Raw genomic sequence first — 21,003 nt, forward strand, 5'->3', positions numbered from 1 at the left:
GCCGTACCAGGCGCTAGAAACAATGTGATCAAAAATCTGCCCAACGCCCCCACCCCCGACGACGTCACCTTCTTCAGCTCGGGCCGCGTCGACGCCGCCGTGCGTGACCGGATCGTCATCGAGCGCGCCGTCGTACGCCACGCGGCCACCGCCCTGATCGCCGCCGGCTTCGAGCTGCGCCTGCACGATGGCGAGGACTACGCCACCGAGCGAACCACCAGCGTCGACCGCATCATGGCCGAGCTGATGGCCACCGACGAGGAGCGCCTATATGCGTACGCGCCCGGCGGCAAATTCCACGGTTCCGTCTACCTGGTCTACGGCAACGACGGCTACGACGTGATCACCGACAACAGCGTCTCGCTCGCCGTCCACCTGGAGGCGACCGACGCCTTCAGCGACACGCTGATGCCTGGAGCCTGACCATGGGCTGGCTCTTCTCCTACGACACCGGCAAGACGATTAACGACCTGGTCGCCGAGCTCAGCGACCCCAAGCGCTTCAGCGAGGGCTGGACGCTGCTAATGAGCCGGCGGGTCGGTAACCACTACTGGTACCTGGTGCGCGACGCGCGCGGCCACGACCATATCGGCCTGGACCTGATGAAAGGCCGGACCTGAAGCTCAACGAGGGCGGCAGCACGCCTCATGGCGCAGGTCGTGCTCCTTGAGATCCTCCACGCCGGCGAACGCGAAGGCGCGGCCGAAGACCTGCACCAGGTCGCGCGTGGCGATCTTCTTCCCCTCCTTGGTGCCATCCCAGAACGGGAAGAGGCGCCCTACTTTCCCTTCGCTGTAGACCTTGAGCTGCTCGCGCTTCAGCGGCACCGTGCGAGGCTTGAGCACGCCGTTGCGGCCCTTCGACCCGTCAACGTGAATGAACCCGCGCTCGAGCTCAAGCTGGTCGGAACGCAGGCTGTAGGCCTCAAGCAGCCGCAGGCCAGTGTCGACGATCAGGTTGAAAAGCATCAGGTGGTCGGGCCGCGCCTGCAGAGCGCCGTGGCGCTCGGTGCGCGGCAGGCCACCCAGCACCGCGCGGATTGCCGCCGCCTCGCTCTCCTCAAGCCGCCTGTTGCGCTCGACGTCGCGCTTCGCGACAAGGCCCTCTCCCAGGTTCTTCACGTCCTCGCGGTTGTAGACCGCGTAGCCCCGCGGCAGCGTGCGCAGCGGGTTGATCGGGATCGGCTTGTCCTTGGGTGTGACCAGGCGCAGGTGCCAGTCGACAATCCGGGCCATCAGCCCCACCTTCTTGCGGATGGTGCTGGGCGCGTTGTTGTCGACTAGCTTGCGCGCTCTGACGTACTCATCGACCCAGCGCGTGGTGATGGCGGACATCCGCACGCCGGGCACGTGGTGCACGATCACATCGAGCAGCTTCTCGTCGCTGTCGGGGATCGCGTTGGACTTGCTGTATTCGCGAATCACCTCGAGGACGAGGGGGTCGTCGACCCTGGCCACCTTCTCGAGAATCGCAGCCGGCACCACGCCCTTCTTCAGCATCTTGCGCAGGTGCTGACCGTATGCGTCGGCCTCTTCGTGAGTGTCGAAGGTGTAGAAGACCATACCACCGGGCAGCAGCTTGCTCTTCACGCGCAGCTGATGTCGGCCGTTTCTTTCTTGGATCGTCATAGGCCGCGGATGGTACCTGCGGCAGGCTATCCCGTAGGGGTAGCAGTGCTACCTTTTTGGGGCAGCGGCGAGCCCGATTGGGCCCGATTGAAACCGTCGGGAGACGGTGTTTGCTACTGTTTTAGTAGCGTGAAACCACGCACTGGTGCGGGTTTCGATATGGTGGGACGTGCGGGGGTCGAACCCACGACAAACGGATTAAAAGTCCGCTGCTCTACCAACTGAGCTAACGTCCCGGATCGATTCGCACCGACCTTGGTATTTTGCTGGCGTCGTATCCAGCAAAGCCTGCGATTATAGCGCGAGCTTCGAGGCTATTTTGTCCATCACCCAACCGGCTGCACATTGGCCGAAAGTCGCGGTCACGCTGACCACCGAGCCGTAGCCATGGCAGTTGAGCGAACCGTCGCCATCGGCGATCGCGCAGGAGGCATCGGGCGGTGCCACGCTCTCGCGACTGAAGACGCAGGCCACGCCGATCTTCTTGCCTTCCCGCGGCGCGCCGTGCTCCTTGCGGAGGCGATTGCGCAACTGGGCCAGCAAGGGATCGTGCGTGGTCAGCGACAGGTCTTCGATCTCGACACGGTGCGCATGCCGCTTGCCGCCGGCTGCACCCACCGAGACGAAAGGCGTGCGCGTGACGCGCGCCCAGGCGGCCATCGCCACCTTGGCGCGCACCTGGTCGCAGGCGTCGATGACGGCGCTCAAGGGCCCGCTGGCCTGCTCGGCGGCAGCCACCAGCGCGAGCCAGTTGTCGGGTTCGACGAAGTCATCGATCGCCAACACCTCGCAGGCCGGATTGATCTGCGCGATGCGTTCGCGCATTGCCGTCACTTTCGCCTGGCCCACGGTCGATGCCAGTGCATGGATCTGGCGATTGATGTTGGATTCGGCGATGTGGTCCAGATCGACCAGCGTCAGCCGGCCGACACCGCTGCGGGCCAGAGCCTCGACGGTCCAGGACCCCACGCCGCCGATGCCGGCCACCAGGACATGCGCCTCGCGGATGCGGCGCGCGCCCTGCACGCCATAGAGGCGCTCGAGCCCGCCGAAGCGGCGTGCCGCATCGACCTCATCGACCGGGGCGAGCACAGGCCCTGTGTCCTCCATGCGCGATGCCTGTCCTACTTGAGGCGCGACAGCCGCTCGCGGCCTGCCTGAGCGGCTTCGGACTGGGGATAGGCCTTGGCCAGGTCTTCCAGCGTGCGCCGTGCAGCGCGCGTGTCCTTCAGCTCGATCTGGCAATTGGCGATCGACAGCACGGCCTCGGGGGCTTTCGCGTGATCGGGCGCCAGCGACAGCATCGAACGGAAATTGGCGATCGCTTCGGTGTAGTTGCGGGTCGCATACTGGGCGTTGCCCAGCCAGAACAGGGCCGACGGGTTGTAGCCGCTCTGCGGATAGCGCTTCACGAACTCGGCGAAGGCCGTCTGCGCTTGCGCGAACTGGCCGCCGCGGAACACACCCAGTGCGGCGTCGAAGTCCGCCTTCTCGCGCGGATCGGCCGTGAACTCGCGGCCGTCCATCGCAACCTTCGACGGTTCGCTCTTCTTGATGCGGTCGTCGATGTCGGTCTGGCGCTGCTGGAGCTCGGACACGGTGCGCGCCAGCTGCTCGTTCTGCCCGGTCATGCGCTGCATGTCGCCGCGCAGGGTCTCGATCTGGTTCTGCAGGTCGAGCAGGCTGCGACGCAGTTGTGCATTGTCCTCGGTGAGCCGCTGATCGGTCTGCGTGCGCATGGCTTCCACGCGCTGACGCAGATCGAGGATGGCGCGGCGCGCCTCGTCATCTTCGAACAACGCGGCGTTGGCGCCAAGGGACATGCAGACCAGCGCAGCCGCCAACGCGGCGCTGCGCAAGCCAAGACGACTGCGCATCATCAACGGTAAGTGATCTCGGCGCGGCGGTTTTGCGCCCACACCGACTCACCGCCACCTTGCGCAGCAGGCTTTTCCTTGCCGAAGCTCACGGCCTCGACCTGGTTGTCGTTGACACCCAGCAGGTTGAGCGCGCGACGCACGGCTTCCGAGCGCTTCTGACCCAGAGCCAGGTTGTACTCGCGGCCGCCGCGTTCGTCGGTGTGACCTTCGATCGAGATGCGGCGCTGGGCGTTGGCCTTCAGGAAGCGCGCATGGCCGTCGATCAGCGCCTGGTACGCGGGCTTGACCGTGTAGCTGTCGTAGTCGAAGAACACAATGCGTGCGACACCCACCGGGCCGGCCGCGTTTTGCGCGTTGGGATCGATGGTGACGGGCGCGACACCGCTGGCGGCGCCGCTGCTGCCCGAGCCCTGGCCTGCGCCACCCGTGCTGTCCACCACGGGGGTGTCGTTCAGCTTCGTGCCCGACGAGCAACCAGCGATCAAGGCCACGATGGCCAGCGAATAAAGCGTACGTTTCAACATTTCGAACTCCTCAAGTTAATCATTGCTTTTGGAACGGACCCCAGTCCGGTTCCCGGATGTCGCCGGCCTGTCCTGCGAGCCGCGCCTTGATCTTCCCGTCCAGCGTGGTCGTCATCAATGCTTCGCGGCCTTGCAGCTGCGTTGCATAGACGAGAAGTTTGCTGTTGGGGGCAAAGCTCGGGTTTTCGTCGGCCGAGGTATCGGTGATGGCGGTCACATTGCCGGTCGCCAACTCCATCACGTGGAGTTTGAAGGCGCCGCCTACGCGGGAAATGTAGGCCAACCACCGGCCATCCCCGCTGACAGAAGGTGAAATGTTGTAAGTGCCGCTGAAGGTGACGCGCGTCGGCGTGCCTCCGCTGGCGCCCATCTTGTAGATCTGCGGCGCACCGCCTCGGTCGCTCACGAAGTAGATCGTGCTGCCGTCGGCCGAGAACACCGGTTCGGTGTCGATGCTGTTGCTCTGCGTGAGCCGGCGCGGTTCGCCGCCGCTGGCAGGGATCGTGTAGAGCTGCGAACCGCCGTCGCGGCTGAGCGTGACGGCCAGCGAGTTGCCGTCGGGCGCCCACGCCGGTGCGCTGTTGGAGCCGCGGAAATTGGCCAGCAGGCGGCGTTGGCCGGTCGAGACGTTGTGCACATAGACCACCGGCTTGCGCGACTCGAAGGAAACGTACGCCAACTGCGTGCCGTTGGACGACCAGACGGGCGAGATGATGGGTTCCGGGCTGGCCAGTGCGGCCTGGGAGTTCTCGCCGTCGGCATCGGCCACCCACAAGTTGTAGCGGCTGCCGCTCTTGGTCACGTAGGCGATGCGGGTCGAGAAGATGCCCTTTTCGCCGGTGAGTTTTTCGTAGACGAAGTCGGCGATGCGGTGCGATGCGAGGCGCAGGTCGCCCTGCGGCACCGTGTAGCTCTGGCCGCCCAGGTCCTGGCCGCGCACCACGTCCCAGAGGCGGAAGCGCACGTCGAAGCGGCCGTCGGCCAGCTTGCTCACGCTGCCCACCACCAGCGAATCGGCGGTGCGCTGGCGCCAGAGCGTCAGGTCGGGGCGCGAGGCTTCGTCGAGCGCCTGGCCAGAGGCATCGACGCCACGGAACTGGCCGCTGCGTTCCAGGTCGGCCTGCACGATGGCGGAAATCTTCTGCGGCGAGGCGTCCTGGCCCTTGAAGGGCACCAGCGCGATCGGCAATTGCGTCAGGCCCACACCCGACACCTCGACCCGGAACTGGGCCAATGCAGGGATCAGGGGGGAAGCCGCCATGGCCGCAACCAGGGCGCGACGGGCATTGAATGAAGAAGAAGAAAGAGGCAAGGCAGGAACGGGCAACAGCTTTTTCATGCAGTTCGGAGAGGTTTTCGGCAACAAAGTTTCACCGAGGGTTTCTACCGGGCGTCGGCAAACCGCGATGGTACACATTGCGCGGCCATTCCTCGGGAATCGCGCGAAGCCATCTGCTTGCTCCTACAAAAAAGTTGCCATGGACCGCGCCCGTAGAATCCGCCGCCATGCAGCCTTCCCCTACCGGTGACACCGTCCGTCCTCCTTTGACGCGACGCCTCGCCCGATTGATGAGCTGGTTCGGGGGCTCGCGCCGCTGGTGGTCGCTGGCCATCGGTGCCGCCATCCTGGCCGCCCTCACCGAACCCCTGATGCCCGCCCTTCTCAAGCCCCTGCTCGACCGGGGCTTCAGCCGCGGCCAGCTGGCGCTGTGGACGGTGCCGGCCGCGATCATCCTGCTGTTCGCGGTGCGCGGCCTGGCCCAGTTCGTCTCGCAATACGCGCTGGCGCGCATCGCCAACGACGGCATGCAGCGCCTGCGCCGCGTGCTGTTCGAGCGATTGCTCACGGCCGAGCTCGCACTGTTCTCGCGGCAGTCGGCGAGCGCGCTGTCGAATACCGTGGTCTACGAAGTCCAGACCGGCTCGATGCTGCTGGTGCAGGCACTGCTGGGCCTCACGCGGGACGGCTTCACCCTGATCGCCCTGCTCTTCTACCTGGTCTACCTCAACTGGAAGCTGACGCTGATCGTGGGCGTGCTGGTGCCCGGCGTGGCGTGGATCATGAAGGTGCTGTCGAAACGGCTCTACCACCTCACGCGCCTGGGCCAGACCGCCACCGACGACCTGGCCTACGTGGTGGAAGAAAACGTGCTGGCGCACCGCATGGTGCGGCTGCATGGCGCCCAGACCGACCAGACCACGCGCTTCGAGCACCTGAGCCGCACGCTCAACCGTCTGGCCGTGAAATCGACCATCGCCTCGGCCGCGATGACGCCGCTGACCCAGCTGCTGGCGTCGGTGGCGCTGTCGGTGGTGGTGATGATCGCGCTGTGGCAGAGCAACGAGCAGGCCCTGACCGTGGGCGGCTTCGTGGCCTACATCACGGCCATGCTGATGCTGATCGCGCCGATCCGCCGGCTCGCCGACATGGCCAATCCGATCACGCGCGGCCTGGCGGCGCTGGAGCGCGGCGTGACCCTGATCGACGAGGTGGCCTCCGAAACCGGCGGCAGCTTCGCCATGCCGCGCGCCGAAGGCCGGATCGAGCTGCGCAAGGTGCAGGTGCGCTACCGCGGCGAGGACGACGCGGCCGCGCTCGACGGCATCGACCTGTCGATCGCGCCCGGCGAGATCGTGGCCTTCGTCGGCCCCTCGGGCTCGGGCAAGACCACGCTGGTCAACCTGCTGCCGCGCTTCGTGCTGCCCACCAGCGGGCAGGTGCTGCTGGATGGCCAGGAGCTCGGCGCCTGGCAGCTGGGCAGCCTGCGCACGCAGTTCGCGATGGTGAGCCAGGACGTGGTGATGTTCAACGACACGCTGGCCGCGAACGTGGCACTGGGCGCCGAAGTCGACCGTGAACGCGTGGCCCATTGCGTGGCTGCGGCCAACTTGAGCGAACACGTCGCCGGCCTGCCCAACGGCATCGACACCGTACTGGGCCACAACGCGACGCAGCTCTCGGGCGGCCAGCGCCAGCGCCTGGCCATCGCCCGCGCGCTCTACAAGGACGCGCCCATCCTGCTGCTGGACGAAGCCACCTCCGCGCTCGACACCGGCTCCGAGCGCCTGGTGCAGGAGGCCTTGCAGCGCCTCATGCAGGGCCGCACCACGCTGATCGTCGCGCATCGCCTCTCGACCATCCAGCACGCCGACCGCATCGTCGTGATGGAACACGGCCGCATCGCCGAACAAGGCAGCCACGCGCAGCTCATGGCGCTGGACGGGCTGTATGCGCGACTGCAGACGCGTGCCGTCAGCACCACCCCACCCGGCCAAACACCCACGATCTGAACCCACGGCGGGCGAAGCCACGCCCGCTCGTGGAACACCGCGGAACCGGCTTTGCCGGGCCGCAGGTGTTGCCCCTTGAGGGGATGGCGGCTACACGAAGTGAGCCGCCACCGGGGTGGTCACAACAACACGATGTCGAACTGGCCCTGCCCCATCGCCGGCTCCGACTGCAGCGAAATCGTCTTGCCGATGAAGTCGCTGAGGCTGGCCAGATGCTGGCTCTCCTCGTCGAGCAGCAGTTCGATCACCTGCGGCGCGGCCACGATGCGGAACTCGCGCGGCGTGAACTGGCGCGCCTCGCGCAGGATCTCGCGCATCACGTCGTAGGCCGCGCTGCGGGCCGTCTTCACGATGCCCTGACCGCCACAGGCCGTGCAGGGTTCGCACAGCATGTGGGCCAGCGATTCGCGCGTGCGCTTGCGCGTCATCTCGACCAGGCCCAACGGCGAGAAGCCGCCGGCGCTGGTCTTCACGCGGTCGCGTGCCAGCTGCTTGCGGAACTCGCCCAGCACCTGTTCGCGGTGGTCGTCGCGGCCCATGTCGATGAAGTCGACGATCACGATGCCGCCCAGGTTGCGCAGTCGCAGCTGCCGCGCGATCGCCTGGGCCGCCTCGAGATTCGTCTTGAAGATGGTGTCGTCGAAATTGCGCGCACCGACGAAGCCGCCGGTGTTCACGTCGACAGTGGTCAGCGCCTCGGTCTGGTCGACCACCAGGTAGCCGCCCGACTTGAGGTCCACGCGCCGGCCCAGGGCCTTGGCGATCTCCTCGTCGACCGAGTAGAGGTCGAAGATCGGGCGCTCGCCCTTGTAGTGCTGCAGCTTGTCCGCCGCCTGCGGCATGAACTCGAGGCCGAACTTGCGCATCGATTCGAACTGCTCGCGCGAATCGATGCGGATGGTCTGGGTGTCTTCGCCCGTCATGTCGCGCAGCACGCGCTGCAGCAAGCTCAGGTCCTGGTGCAGCAGCGACATCGCGGGCAGCTTGCCCGACAGTTCGCGGATACGCGACCAGGTCTTGCGCAGGTAGGCGATGTCCTCGGCCAGCTCGGCGTCGCTCGAGTCTTCGCCGTTGGTGCGCAGGATGAAGCCGCCGGTGTTGGCCGGCACCACGCCGCCGCTGTCGGCTGCCGCTGCCGCATCGATCAGCGCCTGCAGGCGGCTGCGCAGCTTCTCGCGCTGCTCCAGCGGAATCTTCTGCGACACGCCGACGTGGTTGTCCTGCGGCAGAAAAACCAGCAGCCGCCCCGCGATGCTGATCTGCGTCGACAGCCGCGCACCCTTGGTGCCGATCGGGTCCTTGATGACCTGCACCAGCAGCGACTGGCCTTCGAACACCTGCTTCTCGATGGGCACGATCGCCCCGCCGCGCGGGTCGCGCTCCGGCGCCTGTGCGCTGGGCCGCGAGCCCGGCGTGAACGGCGCCACGATGTCGGCCACGTGCAGGAAGGCCGTGCGATCCAGGCCGATGTCGATGAAGGCCGACTGCATGCCCGGCAGCACGCGCGAGACCTTGCCCAGGTAGACGTTGCCCACGAGCCCACGCTCCAGCGTGCGTTCGATGTGCAGTTCCTGCACCGCGCCGTGCTCGACCAGCGCAACGCGGGTCTCCTGCGGCGACCAGTTGATCAAAATATCCTGCATGTCAGGCTCTCCCCCAGGCTTCGCGCACTGCGTGTCGCTTCGCCCCGCCCCTTCCGGGGGCGCCGCTGGCAGACCGGCAAAGCCGGATCTGCAGCGGCCCTGGCATGAAGATGGAGATGCAGATGGAGAAAGGGAGCGTCATGGTTAGCTTTTGAGCAGACCGACGCTGCGCAGCAGCGCGGCGGTCTCGAACATGGGCAGTCCCATGATGCCCGAATAGGAACCGCCGATGTGCTCGACGTACGCCGCTGCGGCGCCCTGGATGCCGTAGGCCCCGGCCTTGCCCAGCGGCTCGCCGCTGGCGACGTAGCGCGCGATCTGCGCGCGTGTCATCGGCGCGAAGCGCACCCGCGACACGCTGAGCGCCGCATGCCGGCTGCGGCCCTTCTGCACCGCCACGGCCGTGAGCACGCGGTGGGTGGTGCCGGCCAGCCGCGCCAGCATGCGCTCGGCATCCTTGGCATCCGCAGGCTTGCCCAGAATGTCGCGGCCCAGTGCGACCGTGGTGTCGGCACACAGGATGGGCGCATTCGGCAGGCCGAGGCGTCGGTGGCGTGCCACGGCGGCATCGAGCTTGAGGCCGGTCACACGCTGCACGTAAGCCGTGGGCGACTCGCCCGGCAGCACGGCTTCGAGCGCTTCCGCGTCCTCGTCGGGCGCCGCGAGCAGCAGTTCATGGCGCACGCCGAGCTGGCCCAGCAACTGGGCGCGGCGCGGGCTTTGCGAGGCGAGGTAGAGAAAGGCGTCGCTCATTCGATCACTTCCGCACAGCGACGCGAGCGTGCGTGGCGCACGCGCGGCGCTGCGCTCATTCGCGATGGTAGGGATGGCCGGCATTCACCGACCAGGCACGGTAGAGCTGCTCGACCAGCAGCACGCGGGCCATGGCATGTGGCAGCGTCAGGTCGGACAGCCGGATGCGTTCGTGGGCCGCGGCCTTGAAAGCGGGGTCGAGGCCGTCGGGGCCGCCGATCACCAGCGCGACGTCGTCGCTCTCCTCCTGCCAGGACCGCAGCCGCGTGGCCAGGGCCTTGGTGGTGAGCGACGTGCCGCGTTCGTCGAGCACCACGATGCGCATGCCGCGCGCGATGGCGCCTTCGATGCGCTCGCGCTCGGCGGCGTAGAGCGTCTCGAGGGTCTTGGAGCCGCGCGGCTCGGTCTTGACGGCGCGCAGCTCGAGCTTGATCTCGGGCGGGAAGCGCTTGGCGTAGTCGTCCCAGGCGGTCTGCGCCCAGTCGGGCATGCGTTGCCCGACCGCGACCACCAGCAGCTTCATTTGCTGCGCGGAGCAGTCTTGCGCGCGGGCGCCTTCTTGGCAGCGGCCTTTTTCGCCGGCGGTTTGCCGATCTTCTTCACCGGGATCTTCTTGGCCGGTGCAGCGCTGGCGCCGGCCGGCTTGCGGCTGGACGTCTTGCGTGCGGGCTTGGCCTTTTCCTTCTCGGCCTTGGCGGCCTGCTCGGCGGCGCGGATGGCGGTCTTGGCGGCGCTTGCACGGCGCAGGGTCTTGGCGGGCGCGGGCTTCTTCTTGTCTTCGGCCTCTTCGCTCACGGCTGCGGCCGCTGCCGGCTTGGCCGCGCCCAGCTTGCTGCGCACCGGCTTGTCACCCCAGATCTCTTCGAGGTGGTAGTACTGGCGAATGGCCGGCTGCATGATGTGCGCCACGGCGGCGCCACAGTCCACGATGATCCACTCGCCATTGCCTTCACCCTCGACGCGCGGCTTGGGGAAGCCGGCTTCGCGCACCGCATCGCGCACGCTGGCGGCCAGCGCCTTGGTCTGGCGGTTCGAGGTACCCGACGCGATGATCACGCGCTCGAACAACGGCGAGAGATGCTCGGTGTCGAAAACCTGGATGTCCTGCGCCTTGACGTCTTCGAGCCCATCGACGATGGCTCGCTGGAGTTTCTGGGTGTCTTTCTTGGCGGCGGCTTCAGTGGTCATCAGGCAGAGGCGTAGAGGTGGTGTTGGTCAATATAGCGCGCAACGGCGTCGGGAACCAGCGCGCCGATGTCCTCGCCGCGTGCGGCACGGGCGCGGATATCGGTGGCACTGGTGTCGGCCGGGGGCAATTCGAGGGTTTCGAAGCGCGCAGCGGCCGGGAGGCCGGGCAGCGTCCGCGGATCGAAGCGGGTTGCCGATCCATCGGAGCCGGCGGATTCTAACCGCTCAGCTATGGAAACAATAGCAATGGACAGGATCTCCTGCCAGCCATGCCATTGCGGCAGCGCCGCGGCCTGGTCGCTGCCCATGATCAGCACGGGCTGCGCGGCGGGAAATTCACGCCGCAGTTCGCGCAGCGTGTCGAGTGTGTAGGTGGGGCCGGTGCGCAGCGTCTCGCGTGGATCGACCACCACCTGCGGCAGGCTACCGAAGGCCAGGCGCGCCATGGCCAGGCGGTCGGCCGCCGGGCTCAGCGTGCGTGACTTGTGCCAGGCATTGCCAGTGGGGAAGACGCGCAGTTCGGACAAGCCGAGCTGCGCCAGCGCGGCCGAAGCCAGCGCCAGGTGCGTGTTGTGCGGCGGATCGAAGGCGCCGCCGAAGACACCGATGCGCGGCGGTGTCACAGCCACGTCAGAGCCATTCCCGACGCACAATGAAATCGCTGTAGAGCGCGGCCTCGGGCGTGCCCGCTTCGGGCGTCTGCCGGTAGGCCCAGCTGGCCAGCGGCGGCATCGACAGCAGGATCGACTCGGTGCGCCCGCCCGACTGCAGGCCGAAGTGCGTGCCGCGGTCCCACACCAGGTTGAACTCGGCATAGCGCCCGCGGCGATAGAGCTGGAAGGCCCGCTCGCGCTCGCCGTAGGCCGTGTCGCGGCGGCGTTCGACGATGGGCATGTAGGCGGGCAGGAAGGCATCGCCCACCGAGCGCAGCATCGCGAAGCTGTGCTCGAAGCCCAGCTCGGAGAAGTCGTCGAAGAAGATGCCGCCGACACCGCGCTGCTCGTTGCGGTGCTTCAAGAAGAAATAGTCGTCGCACCAGGTCTTGAAGCGCGGGTACTTGTCCTCGCCGAAGGGCGCGAGTGCATCGCGGCAGCTGCGGTGGAAATGCACCGCGTCGTCCTCGAAGCCGTAGTACGGCGTCAGGTCGATGCCGCCGCCGAACCAGCAGACCGGCGCGCCGCCTTCGGGCAGCGCGGCCAGCATGCGCACGTTCATGTGCACCGTCGGCACATAGGGGTTGCGCGGGTGGAACACCAGCGACACGCCCATGGCCTCGAACGGGGCGCCCGCCAGTTCGGGCCGGTGCTGCGTGGCCGAGGGCGGCAGCTTCGGGCCGCGCACCTCGGAGAAGCCGCAGCCCGCGCGTTCGAACAGTTCGCCGCCTTCGAGGATGCAGGTCAGGCCCCGGCCCTGCAAGGGCTCGCCGGGCGCCTTTTCCCAGGCATCGCGCACCGCCACGCCGCCGTCGGTCGCTTCGACCGCGCCCACGATGCGTTGCTGCAACCCGCGCAGATAGTCGCCGACGGCCGTCGGATCGGCCTGCATCAAGTGTTGCGCGCCTGCAGCGCGCGGTAGCCGATGTCCCGGCGGTACTGCACGCCGTCGAAACGCACCTGGGCCGCGACTTCGTAGACGCGCTGTTGCGCGAGCTTGACGCTGTCGGCCAGCACGGTCACACAGAGCACGCGGCCGCCGCTGGTCTTGAGTTCGCCTTTGTCCAGCGTGGTGCCGGCATGGAACACCATGGCATCGGGCACTTCGACGGGGATGCCGTCGATGCGGTCGCCCTTGCGCGGCGCCAGCGGGTAGCCGTGCGCCGCGAGCACCACGCCCAGCGCCACGCGCCGGTCCCACTGCAGCTCGACCTGGTCGAGCGTGCCGTCGGTCGCGTGCCAGAAGACCTCGAACAGGTCGGACTTGAGCCGCATCATGATCGGCTGCGTCTCCGGGTCGCCCATGCGGCAATTGAATTCCAGCGTCTTGGGCCGGCCCGCGCCGTCGATCATCAGGCCGGCGTACAGGAAGCCGGTGAAGGGGATGCCGTCCTTTTCCATGCCGCGGATGGTCGGCAGGATGATTTCGCGCATCGCGCGCGCATGCACTTCGGCCGTCACCACGGGCGCGGGCGAGTAGGCGCCCATGCCGCCGGTGTTCGGGCCTTCGTCGCCGTCGAGCAGGCGCTTGTGGTCCTGGCTGGTGGCCAGGGCCGTGACGTTCTTGCCGTCGCACAGCACGATGAAGCTGGCTTCCTCGCCCTGCAGGAATTCCTCGATCACCACGCGTGCGCCGCCATCGTTGTGCGCCACGCCGAACTTGTTGTCGACCAGCATGAAGTCGACCGCCTCGTGCGCCTCGGCCGCCGTCATCGCGACCACCACACCCTTGCCCGCGGCCAGGCCGTCGGCCTTGACCACGATCGGCGCGCCCTTGGCATCGATGTAAGCGTGGGCCAGCGCGGCATCGGTGAAGGCCTGGTACTCGGCCGTCGGGATCTTGTGGCGCTGCATGAACGCCTTGGAGAAGGCCTTCGAGCTCTCGAGCTGGGCTGCGGCCTTGGTCGGGCCGAAGATGCGCAGGCCATGCGCGCGGAACTCGTCGACCACGCCGGCCGCCAGCGGGCCCTCGGGGCCGACCACGGTCAGCGCGATCTTTTCCTGCTGCGCCCATTGGCGCAATGCCACGGGGTCGGTGATGTCGACGGTTTCGAAGCGCCGGTCGGTGGCGGTGCCGCCATTGCCCGGTGCGACGTAGAGCTTGGACACGCGCTCCGAATGCGCGAGGCGCCAGGCGAGTGCATGTTCGCGGCCACCGCCGCCGATGACGAGGACTTTCATTGCGTCCTCCACGGAGCCGCCTCGTGGGGCAGCGAATGCACGAAGTGGGAAGCGTGGGGGTTCATTGTTCGATGGCCGCGTTGTGGAATACATCCTGGACGTCGTCCAGGTCCTCGAGCACGTCGAGCAGTTTCTGCATCTTCGCGCCCTCCTCACCCGACAGCGCGATGGTGTTCTCGGCCCGCATCGTGACCTCGGCGATCTCGGGCTGCAGGCCGGCGGCCTCCAGCGCGTTCTTCACCGCCTCGAAATCGGCGACCGCGGTAAGCACCTCGATGGCGCCCTCCTCGTCGGTCAGCACGTCTTCGGCGCCGGCCTCGAGCGCCACTTCCATGACCTTGTCCTCGCTGGTGCCGGGCGCGAACACGAACTGGCCGCAGTGCTTGAACTGGAAGGACACCGAGTTCTCGGTGCCCATGTTGCCGCCGTACTTGGAAAAGGCGTGGCGCACTTCGGCCACGGTGCGCACGCGGTTGTCGGTCATGGTGTCGACGATGATCGCCGCGCCGCCGATGCCGTAGCCCTCGTAGCGGATTTCCTCGTAGTTCACGCCTTCGAGGTTGCCGGTGGCCTTGTCGATGTTGCGCTTGACCGTGTCGATCGGCAGGTTGACCGCCTTGGCCTTCTCGACCGCCAGCCGCAGCCGGGGGTTGGCGCTCAGGTCGCCGCCACCGGCGCGCGCGGCCACGGTGATTTCACGGATGGCGCGGGTCCAGAGCTTGCCCCGTTTCTCGTCCTGCCGGCCTTTTCGATGCTGAATGTTCGCCCATTTGCTGTGTCCGGCCATGGCTTTCTCTCTCGCTGTCGTGTGTTGTCAAAGCAGCTGCGAGTTTACTGTCCGCGCCCTTGCCGCACATGCGACGGGACAAGCAACGCTTTTGGTCATAATCCGCCGATGACGCCATCGCCTACCCCTGTGCCCGCCGACGCGGCCCTGCTGCCCCCGCATGCGCCACTGCCGCTCTACTACGGAGACGAGGACGAGCACCAAGCCTTCCTGCGCCGCATCTTCGACGACACCGCGCCCGACTACGACCGCATCGAGCGCGTGCTGGCCTTCGGCTCGGGCCCCTGGTACCGCCGCAGCGCCCTGAAACGGGCCGGCCTCGCGACCGGCGCGCAAGTGCTCGACGTGGGCATCGGCACCGGTCTGGTGGCCCGCGAGGCGCTGACGCTGATCGGCCCCACGGGCCGGCTGGTCGGCGTCGATCCCAGCGCCGGCATGATGAAGCAGATCGACCTGCCCGGTGTGGAACTGGTCGAGGGCAAGGCCGAGGCCCTGCCGCGCGCCGACGCCAGCAGCGACTTCCTCAGCATGGGCTATGCGCTGCGCCACATCAGCGACGTGGCCGCCGCCTTCAGCGAATTCCATCGCGTGCTGCGTCCGGGCGGCCGCGTGGTCGTGCTCGAGATCAGCAAACCCGAAAGCCGCCTCGGCACGCAACTGCTCAAGGGCTACATGCGCGCCGTCGTGCCGCTGATCGCGCGCTTCATCGGCAAGCGCAGCGACACGGCCGAGCTCTGGCGCTACTACTGGGACACCATCGAGGCCTGCATCCCGCCCGCGCAAGTGATGGACGCCCTGCGCGCCGCCGGCTTCCGCGACGTGCAGCGCCATGTCGAGCTCGGCGTCTTCTCCGAATACACCGCCGTCAAACCCGAATGAACTTGCCAGGAACCACCTCCATGAAGGAGCGCACACGATGAGCGCGCGCGAACCCGTCAAGGTGCCGCCGCTGCGGCTCGAGCGCCTCTCGCTCGCCCAGGGCCTGGCCATGGCCGACAGCGGCCACCCGCCCTTCGGCGGGCTGGGTTACGGCCTGCACGAGAACCTGCCCTGGATGCCCGGCGTCGATGCACGCGTGCTGTCCGACGGCGGCCCGATGGCCGACGTATGGCAGGCGCGCGGCGAGGTGCGCTCCGGCACCACCGGCGTGGTGCGCTGGCGCACCGACGGCCACTGGATGCTGGGCGCGATCGACCTCGACGAGGCGACCGAGAAGCAAGGCGTGGCCCGCTTGGCCGAGCGCGCCTACACCGACCTGTTCGTCGCCCTGCAGCAGAGCGGCTGCCCGCATCTGCAGCGCGTCTGGAACTACCTGCCCCAGATCAACGGCGACGGCGGTGGCCTGGAGCGCTACCGCCAGTTCAACATGGGCCGCCAGCAGGCCTTCCTCGACGCGGGCCAGGCGGCCTTCGAGGGCGCGCCGGCCGCCTGCGCACTGGGCATCCGGCAAGGGGCGCTCTGCATCCGTTTCCTGGCCGGCCAGATCGCGCCGCTGCCGGTCGAGAACCCGCGCCAGGTGTCGGCCTATCGCTACCCCGAAACCTACGGCCCGCGCTCCCCGACCTTCTCGCGCGCGGCACTGGCCGAACTCGGCGACGGCCAGGTGGCGCTGTTCATCTCGGGCACCGCCAGCATCGTCGGGCACGAAACCGTGCACCAGGGCGACGTGCGTGCACAGACCGAGGAAACGCTGCGCAACCTCGGGGCCGTGATCGGCGCCGCGAACGAGCGCACCGATGCGCGCTTCGCGCTGCCCGAACTGGAAACCGTGGTGTACGTGCGCCACGTGGCCGATGCGCCGGTCGTGCGAGAGGTGCTCGAAGCCGTGCTGGGCGCCGACGCCCCGACGGTGCGCCACGGGGTCTACCTCGAGGCCGACATCTGCCGGCAGGATCTGCTGGTGGAAATCGAGGCCCATGCCGTGGCCGCGGGTGCCATTCGCCGATGAGCGCCAGGACGGGTCGATGAGAAAGGTGATGCGCCAGGGGCGGTCGGTCGCCCTCGCGCTGCCGCTCTACAGCCTGCTGCTTGGCCTGGGCCTGATCTCGCTCGTCTGGAACCTCGCCGCGATGGTGCTGCACCCGCTGCTGCCGCCCCATATCGGGCGCCCGCTGGGCCGCCGTGTGATCGCGGGCGCCTATCGCACCTTCTGGACCGTCGCCTCGCTGACCGGGATGATGCGCATCGACGCGCGCAGCCTCGACGCGCTGCGCGACGAGCCCGGGCTGATCATCGCGGCCAACCACCCGAGCATGCTCGACGCGCTGCTGCTGGTGGCCCGGCTGCCGCGCAGCGCCTGCATCATGAAGGCCGGGCTGATGAAGAACGTCTTCCTCGGCGCTGGCGCCCGGCTCGCGCACTACATCCGCAACGACTCGGCCCACACCATGGTGCGGCTGGCGGTGCAGGACCTGCGGCGCGGCGGGCAGCTCGTGATCTTCCCCGAGGGCACGCGCACCGTGGTGCCGCCGCTCGATGCCTTCATGCCCGGCATCACGCTGATCGCCAAGCTCGCGCCGGCACCCATCCAGACCGTCTTCATCGACACCGACTCGCCCTATCTCGGCAAGGGATGGCCCCTGTGGCGCGTTCCGCCCTTGCCGCTGGTCTTCACGCTGCGCCTGGGCGAGCGCTTCGCGCCTTCGCCCGACAGCGCCGCGCTGCTGGTTCAGCTAGAACAGTACTTTCGCCATTCCCTGGAACAGAGCGCCTCCGAAGCGCCGCCCGCATGTCAGACCCTTCGCGCACCCATCTCGTCCTGATCCCGAGCTACAACACCGGAGAACGGCTCTTCTCCACCGTCAGTTCCGCACGCACCCAATGGAACCCTGTCTGGGTCGTGATCGACGGCAGCACCGACGGCACGGGCGAACGCCTGCAGCGCATGGCGGCCGAGGACCCGGGCCTGCGGGTCTGGGTGCTGCCGCAGAACCAGGGCAAGGGCGCGGCCGTGCTGCTGGGACTCAAGGCCGCCCAGGAGGCCGGCTTCACGCATGCGCTGACCATGGACTCCGACGGCCAGCATCCGGCCGACCTGATCCCGGCCTTCATGCAGGCCTCGCAGGCGCGGCCCGACACCATGGTCCTGGGCCGTCCGATCTTCGACGCCAGCGCACCGCTGCTGCGGGTGCGCGGCCGCAAGCTGTCCAACGGCTGGACCCACATCGAGACGCTGTGCGCGGGCGTGGGCGATTCGCTCTACGGCTTCCGGATCTATCCGGTGACGCCGCTGATCGAGGTGATGGAGCGCCAGCCCTGGATGCGCCGCTTCGACTTCGACACCGAGGCCGTGGTGCGCCTGGTCTGGGGCGGCGTCAAGCCGATCAACATCGATGCGCCGGTGAAATACCTGAGCGCCGCGGAAGGCGGTGTCTCGCACTTCAACTACGTGCGCGACAACATCCTGCTCTCGTGGATGCACACGCGGCTGATGGCCGAGTTCGTGCTGCGGCTGCCCTGGCTGGCCTGGAAGCGCCTGCGCCGCCTGCCTCCCTTCCAGCCGTGAACGGGCCCGACCCGGCCCTTCCGCATTCCTTCGTCCGCCGTGCCCGCCAGCGCGCGCTCGCGGGTCCCTGACCGCCCCTCCCCCCGTCGCCGATGTCGCCCTACGCCCTGACCCCCTGGACCGCCGAGATCGGCCTGCGCATGCGCAAGCTGTTCTGGCTCAAGCTGATCGGCACCACCGCCATCACCTCGCTGTTCTTCGTCGGCTATTTCTACGTGCTGCGCAATCCCGTGTACCCCGTGTTCGAGATGCCGCTGACGCAGCTCGACCGCTGGATCAGCTTCCAGCCCGAGGCGCTGTTCATCTACCTCACGCTGTGGCTCTACATCGGCGTCGGCCCCGGCCTTCAGCGCAACTTCACGGAGCTCAGCGTCTACGGCCTCTGGCTCGGCGCGATGTGCCTCGCAGGCCTGGCCTTCTTCCGCTTCTGGCCGACCGCCGTGCCGCCGTTGGACCTCGACGTCTCGGGCTTTGCGGGCTTCGCGATGCTGCAGGGGGTCGATGCGGCGGGCAATGCCTGCCCTTCGCTGCACGTGGCGACGGCCATGTTCACCGTGATCCGCGTCGAACAGGTGCTGCGCGATGCAGCCGCCCCACGCTGGCTGCGCGGCTTCAACCTGCTCTGGTTCGTCGCGATCGCCTGGTCGACGCTGGCCGTGAAGCAGCACGTGGCGCTGGATGCGCTGGCCGGCGCGCTGCTGGGCATCGCGTTTGCCCTCCTCTCGCTGCGCTGGAGACCGGCACCGCAACCGCTATCATCGAACGAGCATCGCACAGGGGGGAAACATCACCATGAGTTCGTTGAAGGAATTGCAGGATCTGATCCAGGAGAAGTACGGCATTCCGTCGTCTCAACTCGATCCGCACGCCTCCATGCGGGAGAAGGGCCTGGACTCCCTGGCGCTGGCCGAGTTCATCTTCGAGATCGAGGACAAGTTCGGCATCGAAGTGCCCGACGACAACCCGAACATCGACACGCTGGCCGAGCTCGCGGCTCTCGTGGACAAGGTCCGGGCCGCGAAGGTCGCGTGAGCATGCATTCCGTGGCCGTCACCGGCCTCGGCGTGGTGGCGCCGCACGGCGACACGCCCGAGGCCCTGTTCGCCGCGCTGATGCGCGCCGAGTCCGCCATCCACCCGGTCTTCCCCGAACTGCCCAAGCCCGCGGCCGCCGCGACGGTCGCGTTCGATGCCTCGCGCTGGTTCACCAAGCTGCAGCTCGCAGGCGTCGACCGGGTGAGCCAGCTGGCCGTGGCCGCCGCCGATCTGGCGATGCGCGACGCCGGCATCGAGGCCGGCGCGATCGCCCCCGAACGCATCGGCGTCTTCGCGGGTTGCGGCATGGGCGGCGCGGCCGCGCTCGAAGCCGCCTACCGCGGCAACGGCCGCGTGCCGCCGCTGACCATCCCCGCCTTCATGCCCAACGCGCCGGCCTCGCACGTCGCGATGCGCCAGCGTGCGCAAGGCCCCGTGCTGACCTATTCGGTGGCCTGCGCCTCGTCGTCGCTGGCCATCGCCGAAGCTGCCAAGGCGGTGCAGCGCGGCGAAGTCGACATCGCGATCGCGGGCGGCAGCGAAGCGCTGATCGTGCCGGGCGTGGTGCTGGCCTGGCAGGCCATGCAGACCCTTGCGGGCTTCGAGCCCGGCGCGGCGGCCACGGCCGTGCGCCCCTTCTCCGCCGACCGCAGTGGTTTCGCGCTGGGCGAAGGCGCGGCCTTCCTGGTGCTGGAATCCGCCGAGCATGCGCGCCGGCGCGGTGCCCGCGCCCATGCCACGCTGGGCGGCTGGGGCAGCAGCTGCGACGCCACCCACCTCACCAAGCCCGATGCCGAAGGCCAGGCCCGCGCTTTGCGCCAGGCCCTGAAACAGGCGGATCTGCAACCCAGCGACGTGGGCTACTGCAATGCGCATGGCACCGCCACGCGCATCGGCGATGTGGTCGAGCGCGATGCGCTGGCGCTGGTCTGGGGCGAGCAGCTCGACGGGCTGCGCGTGAGCTCGACCAAGGCCCTGCACGGCCACCTGCTGGGCGCCGCCGGCGCGCTCGAAGCCGTGATCACGGTGATGGCCCTGCGCGAACGGCAGCTGCCGCCGAATGCGCATTGCGATGCGCCCGACCCGGCCTGCGCACTGAACCTGGTGCGCGAGACAGGCGTTCAGGCGCCTGCGCTCGAAGCCGCGATCAGCAGTTCCTTCGCCTTCGGCGGCACGAACTCGGCGCTGCTCTTCACGCGCTAGATCATTCCACCGTTGATCGAGATGACCTGGCCCGTGATGTAGGCCGCCTCCGCGCTCGCCAGGAAACCCGCGAGCGATGCGACTTCCTCCGGCGTGCCGGCGCGCTTGGCCGGCACCATCTGCTGGATCAGCGCCGGGTCGAACACCGCGTCGGCCATCGGCGAGGCGATGATGCCGGGCGCGATGGCGTTGACCGTCACGCCGCGTGCCGCGACCTCCAGCGACAGTGCCTTGGTCGCGCTGTTGAGCGCGCCCTTGGCGGCTGCGTAGTTGACCTGGCCGCGGTTGCCGGTCAGCGCGGCGACCGAGGAGATGTTGAGGATCCGGCCCCAGCGCGTGCGCAGCATCGGCAGCAGCAACGGCTGGGTCACGCGGAAGAAGCCGTTGAGCGAGACGTCGATGACCTTGTGCCACTGCTCGGGGCGCATGCCCGGCAGCACCGCATCGTCGTGCACCCCGGCGTTGTTCACGATGATCTGCACCGGCCCACCCGCGAGCATCGCGGCACAGCCGGCGGCCGTGCCTTCGTCGCTGCGCAGGTCGAACACATGGCATTCGGCGCTGCCGCCGGCCGCGGTGATCGTGGCGGCCAGTTCCTCGATCGCCTGCGGCCGCGAGCTCGCATGCAGCAGCACGGTCGCGCCGTCGCGCGCCAGGCGTTGCGCGATGGCCGCGCCCAGGGCGCCGCTGGCGCCGGTGATCAAGGCACGTTTTCCGGTAAGGCTCATGGCGG

At 68.2% G+C, this 21,003-nt stretch carries 23 protein-coding genes and 1 tRNA gene; 9 read left to right on the forward strand and 15 right to left on the reverse strand.

The features are described 5' to 3' along the window. Positions 1-24 precede the first annotated feature (24 nt). The gene (locus ACSFBC_RS01535; protein WP_435508543.1) at positions 25-423 is read left to right on the forward strand and encodes a hypothetical protein; all 399 of its coding nucleotides are present in this window, start codon (positions 25-27) and stop codon (positions 421-423) included. Between the two features lie 2 nt (positions 424-425). Beyond that, on the forward strand, positions 426-620 hold the full coding sequence (locus ACSFBC_RS01540; RefSeq protein ID WP_435508544.1) for a hypothetical protein: 195 nt from the start codon (positions 426-428) through the stop codon (positions 618-620). Positions 621-623: 3 nt separating this feature from the next. On the opposite strand, the gene ACSFBC_RS01545 is transcribed toward ACSFBC_RS01540, so the two are convergent. From ACSFBC_RS01545 to tolB, 6 genes are all read right to left on the reverse strand, one after another. Continuing rightward, complete coding sequence (locus ACSFBC_RS01545; protein WP_435508545.1) at positions 624-1,628, reverse strand: tyrosine-type recombinase/integrase; 1,005 nt, start codon at positions 1,626-1,628, stop codon at positions 624-626. A 160-nt stretch (positions 1,629-1,788) separates the two neighbouring features. Beyond that, positions 1,789-1,864, reverse strand: a tRNA-Lys gene (locus ACSFBC_RS01550). 58 nt (positions 1,865-1,922) lie between these two features. Next, a complete protein-coding gene (locus ACSFBC_RS01555; protein ID WP_435508546.1) occupies positions 1,923-2,738 on the reverse strand; it encodes a tRNA threonylcarbamoyladenosine dehydratase in 816 nt (271 codons plus the stop codon). Between the two features lie 14 nt (positions 2,739-2,752). Beyond that, entirely contained in the window at positions 2,753-3,508 is a 756-nt protein-coding gene (gene ybgF, locus ACSFBC_RS01560) for a tol-pal system protein YbgF (RefSeq protein WP_435508547.1), read from the reverse strand. Next, positions 3,508-4,032 carry a peptidoglycan-associated lipoprotein Pal gene (gene pal, locus ACSFBC_RS01565; RefSeq protein ID WP_435508548.1) on the reverse strand — a complete coding sequence of 175 codons (525 nt, stop codon included), beginning with the start codon at positions 4,030-4,032 and terminating at the stop codon, positions 3,508-3,510. The genes ybgF and pal overlap by 1 nt, the downstream gene beginning before the upstream one ends. 19 nt (positions 4,033-4,051) lie before the next feature. Next, complete coding sequence (tolB, locus tag ACSFBC_RS01570; protein ID WP_435508549.1) at positions 4,052-5,293, reverse strand: Tol-Pal system beta propeller repeat protein TolB; 1,242 nt, start codon at positions 5,291-5,293, stop codon at positions 4,052-4,054. Between tolB and ACSFBC_RS01575 the strand changes: the two genes are divergently transcribed. Both ACSFBC_RS01575 and msbA read left to right on the forward strand, forming a co-directional pair. Next, a complete protein-coding gene (locus ACSFBC_RS01575; protein WP_435509272.1) occupies positions 5,292-5,561 on the forward strand; it encodes a hypothetical protein in 270 nt (89 codons plus the stop codon). The two genes, tolB and ACSFBC_RS01575, sit on opposite strands and share 2 nt — an antisense overlap. After that, a complete protein-coding gene (msbA, locus tag ACSFBC_RS01580; RefSeq protein WP_435508550.1) occupies positions 5,539-7,323 on the forward strand; it encodes a lipid A export permease/ATP-binding protein MsbA in 1,785 nt (594 codons plus the stop codon). Before ACSFBC_RS01575 ends, msbA begins: the two co-directional genes overlap by 23 nt. Positions 7,324-7,442: 119 nt before the next feature. On the opposite strand, the gene rng is transcribed toward msbA, so the two are convergent. The 8 genes from rng to ACSFBC_RS01620 form a co-directional block, all read right to left on the reverse strand. Beyond that, the gene (gene rng / locus ACSFBC_RS01585; RefSeq protein ID WP_435508551.1) at positions 7,443-8,966 is read right to left on the reverse strand and encodes a ribonuclease G; all 1,524 of its coding nucleotides are present in this window, start codon (positions 8,964-8,966) and stop codon (positions 7,443-7,445) included. Between the two features lie 144 nt (positions 8,967-9,110). Then, positions 9,111-9,719, reverse strand: coding sequence for a Maf family protein (locus tag ACSFBC_RS01590; RefSeq protein ID WP_435508552.1), 609 nt, complete (start codon positions 9,717-9,719; stop codon positions 9,111-9,113). 55 nt (positions 9,720-9,774) lie between these two features. Next, positions 9,775-10,242 (reverse strand): 23S rRNA (pseudouridine(1915)-N(3))-methyltransferase RlmH, encoded by a 468-nt coding sequence (gene rlmH, locus ACSFBC_RS01595; protein ID WP_435508553.1) that lies wholly within the window; start codon positions 10,240-10,242, stop codon positions 9,775-9,777. Beyond that, complete coding sequence (gene rsfS, locus ACSFBC_RS01600; protein WP_435508554.1) at positions 10,239-10,907, reverse strand: ribosome silencing factor; 669 nt, start codon at positions 10,905-10,907, stop codon at positions 10,239-10,241. The genes rlmH and rsfS overlap by 4 nt, the downstream gene beginning before the upstream one ends. Further along, complete coding sequence (gene nadD / locus ACSFBC_RS01605) at positions 10,907-11,530, reverse strand: nicotinate (nicotinamide) nucleotide adenylyltransferase (RefSeq protein ID WP_435509246.1); 624 nt, start codon at positions 11,528-11,530, stop codon at positions 10,907-10,909. The genes rsfS and nadD overlap by 1 nt, the downstream gene beginning before the upstream one ends. 7 nt (positions 11,531-11,537) lie before the next feature. Beyond that, complete coding sequence (gene hemF, locus ACSFBC_RS01610; RefSeq protein ID WP_435508555.1) at positions 11,538-12,452, reverse strand: oxygen-dependent coproporphyrinogen oxidase; 915 nt, start codon at positions 12,450-12,452, stop codon at positions 11,538-11,540. Next, positions 12,452-13,741 (reverse strand): phosphoribosylamine--glycine ligase, encoded by a 1,290-nt coding sequence (purD, locus tag ACSFBC_RS01615; protein ID WP_435508556.1) that lies wholly within the window; start codon positions 13,739-13,741, stop codon positions 12,452-12,454. The genes hemF and purD overlap by 1 nt, the downstream gene beginning before the upstream one ends. Positions 13,742-13,802: 61 nt before the next feature. Beyond that, complete coding sequence (locus ACSFBC_RS01620; protein ID WP_435508557.1) at positions 13,803-14,528, reverse strand: YebC/PmpR family DNA-binding transcriptional regulator; 726 nt, start codon at positions 14,526-14,528, stop codon at positions 13,803-13,805. A gap of 108 nt (positions 14,529-14,636) precedes the next feature. On the opposite strand from ACSFBC_RS01620, the gene ACSFBC_RS01625 reads away from it, so the two are divergent. The 5 genes from ACSFBC_RS01625 to ACSFBC_RS01645 all read left to right on the forward strand — a co-directional run bounded on the left by ACSFBC_RS01625 (position 14,637) and on the right by ACSFBC_RS01645 (position 20,270). Continuing rightward, on the forward strand, positions 14,637-15,407 hold the full coding sequence (locus tag ACSFBC_RS01625) for a class I SAM-dependent methyltransferase (protein ID WP_435508558.1): 771 nt from the start codon (positions 14,637-14,639) through the stop codon (positions 15,405-15,407). A 37-nt stretch (positions 15,408-15,444) separates the two neighbouring features. Next, positions 15,445-16,476, forward strand: coding sequence for a chorismate transformation FkbO/Hyg5 family protein (locus ACSFBC_RS01630; RefSeq protein ID WP_435508559.1), 1,032 nt, complete (start codon positions 15,445-15,447; stop codon positions 16,474-16,476). 16 nt (positions 16,477-16,492) lie between these two features. Beyond that, complete coding sequence (locus ACSFBC_RS01635; protein WP_435508560.1) at positions 16,493-17,290, forward strand: lysophospholipid acyltransferase family protein; 798 nt, start codon at positions 16,493-16,495, stop codon at positions 17,288-17,290. Continuing rightward, the gene (locus tag ACSFBC_RS01640; RefSeq protein ID WP_435508561.1) at positions 17,257-18,033 is read left to right on the forward strand and encodes a glycosyltransferase family 2 protein; all 777 of its coding nucleotides are present in this window, start codon (positions 17,257-17,259) and stop codon (positions 18,031-18,033) included. The genes ACSFBC_RS01635 and ACSFBC_RS01640 overlap by 34 nt, the downstream gene beginning before the upstream one ends. Positions 18,034-18,125: 92 nt before the next feature. After that, the gene (locus ACSFBC_RS01645; protein WP_435508562.1) at positions 18,126-20,270 is read left to right on the forward strand and encodes a beta-ketoacyl synthase N-terminal-like domain-containing protein; all 2,145 of its coding nucleotides are present in this window, start codon (positions 18,126-18,128) and stop codon (positions 20,268-20,270) included. On the opposite strand, the gene fabG is transcribed toward ACSFBC_RS01645, so the two are convergent. After that, complete coding sequence (gene fabG, locus ACSFBC_RS01650) at positions 20,267-20,998, reverse strand: 3-oxoacyl-ACP reductase FabG (protein ID WP_435508563.1); 732 nt, start codon at positions 20,996-20,998, stop codon at positions 20,267-20,269. The two genes, ACSFBC_RS01645 and fabG, sit on opposite strands and share 4 nt — an antisense overlap. Positions 20,999-21,003 lie beyond the last annotated feature (5 nt).

The organism is Variovorax frigidus (assembly GCF_051216515.1).
In the GTDB taxonomy this organism is placed as follows: Bacteria; Pseudomonadota; Gammaproteobacteria; order Burkholderiales; family Burkholderiaceae_C; genus Variovorax.

What these genes read in the sequence shown, in the direction of transcription:
- ACSFBC_RS01540 (WP_435508544.1), top strand. Translation starts at nt 426, where the DNA reads ATGGGCTGGCTCTTCTCCTACGACACCGGCAAGACGATTAACGACCTG.
- ACSFBC_RS01545 (WP_435508545.1), bottom strand. Translation starts at nt 1,628, where the DNA reads ATGACGATCCAAGAAAGAAACGGCCGACATCAGCTGCGCGTGAAGAGC.
- ACSFBC_RS01555 (WP_435508546.1), bottom strand. Translation starts at nt 2,738, where the DNA reads ATGGAGGACACAGGGCCTGTGCTCGCCCCGGTCGATGAGGTCGATGCG.
- ybgF (WP_435508547.1), bottom strand. Translation starts at nt 3,508, where the DNA reads ATGATGCGCAGTCGTCTTGGCTTGCGCAGCGCCGCGTTGGCGGCTGCG.
- pal (WP_435508548.1), bottom strand. Translation starts at nt 4,032, where the DNA reads ATGTTGAAACGTACGCTTTATTCGCTGGCCATCGTGGCCTTGATCGCT.
- ACSFBC_RS01575 (WP_435509272.1), top strand. Translation starts at nt 5,292, where the DNA reads ATGGCCGCAACCAGGGCGCGACGGGCATTGAATGAAGAAGAAGAAAGA.
- tolB (WP_435508549.1), bottom strand. Translation starts at nt 5,293, where the DNA reads ATGGCGGCTTCCCCCCTGATCCCTGCATTGGCCCAGTTCCGGGTCGAG.
- msbA (WP_435508550.1), top strand. Translation starts at nt 5,539, where the DNA reads ATGCAGCCTTCCCCTACCGGTGACACCGTCCGTCCTCCTTTGACGCGA.
- rng (WP_435508551.1), bottom strand. Translation starts at nt 8,966, where the DNA reads ATGCAGGATATTTTGATCAACTGGTCGCCGCAGGAGACCCGCGTTGCG.
- ACSFBC_RS01590 (WP_435508552.1), bottom strand. Translation starts at nt 9,719, where the DNA reads ATGAGCGACGCCTTTCTCTACCTCGCCTCGCAAAGCCCGCGCCGCGCC.
- rlmH (WP_435508553.1), bottom strand. Translation starts at nt 10,242, where the DNA reads ATGAAGCTGCTGGTGGTCGCGGTCGGGCAACGCATGCCCGACTGGGCG.
- rsfS (WP_435508554.1), bottom strand. Translation starts at nt 10,907, where the DNA reads ATGACCACTGAAGCCGCCGCCAAGAAAGACACCCAGAAACTCCAGCGA.
- hemF (WP_435508555.1), bottom strand. Translation starts at nt 12,452, where the DNA reads ATGCAGGCCGATCCGACGGCCGTCGGCGACTATCTGCGCGGGTTGCAG.
- purD (WP_435508556.1), bottom strand. Translation starts at nt 13,741, where the DNA reads ATGAAAGTCCTCGTCATCGGCGGCGGTGGCCGCGAACATGCACTCGCC.
- ACSFBC_RS01620 (WP_435508557.1), bottom strand. Translation starts at nt 14,528, where the DNA reads ATGGCCGGACACAGCAAATGGGCGAACATTCAGCATCGAAAAGGCCGG.
- ACSFBC_RS01625 (WP_435508558.1), top strand. Translation starts at nt 14,637, where the DNA reads ATGACGCCATCGCCTACCCCTGTGCCCGCCGACGCGGCCCTGCTGCCC.
- ACSFBC_RS01630 (WP_435508559.1), top strand. Translation starts at nt 15,445, where the DNA reads ATGAGCGCGCGCGAACCCGTCAAGGTGCCGCCGCTGCGGCTCGAGCGC.
- ACSFBC_RS01635 (WP_435508560.1), top strand. Translation starts at nt 16,493, where the DNA reads ATGAGAAAGGTGATGCGCCAGGGGCGGTCGGTCGCCCTCGCGCTGCCG.
- ACSFBC_RS01640 (WP_435508561.1), top strand. Translation starts at nt 17,257, where the DNA reads ATGTCAGACCCTTCGCGCACCCATCTCGTCCTGATCCCGAGCTACAAC.
- ACSFBC_RS01645 (WP_435508562.1), top strand. Translation starts at nt 18,126, where the DNA reads ATGTCGCCCTACGCCCTGACCCCCTGGACCGCCGAGATCGGCCTGCGC.
- fabG (WP_435508563.1), bottom strand. Translation starts at nt 20,998, where the DNA reads ATGAGCCTTACCGGAAAACGTGCCTTGATCACCGGCGCCAGCGGCGCC.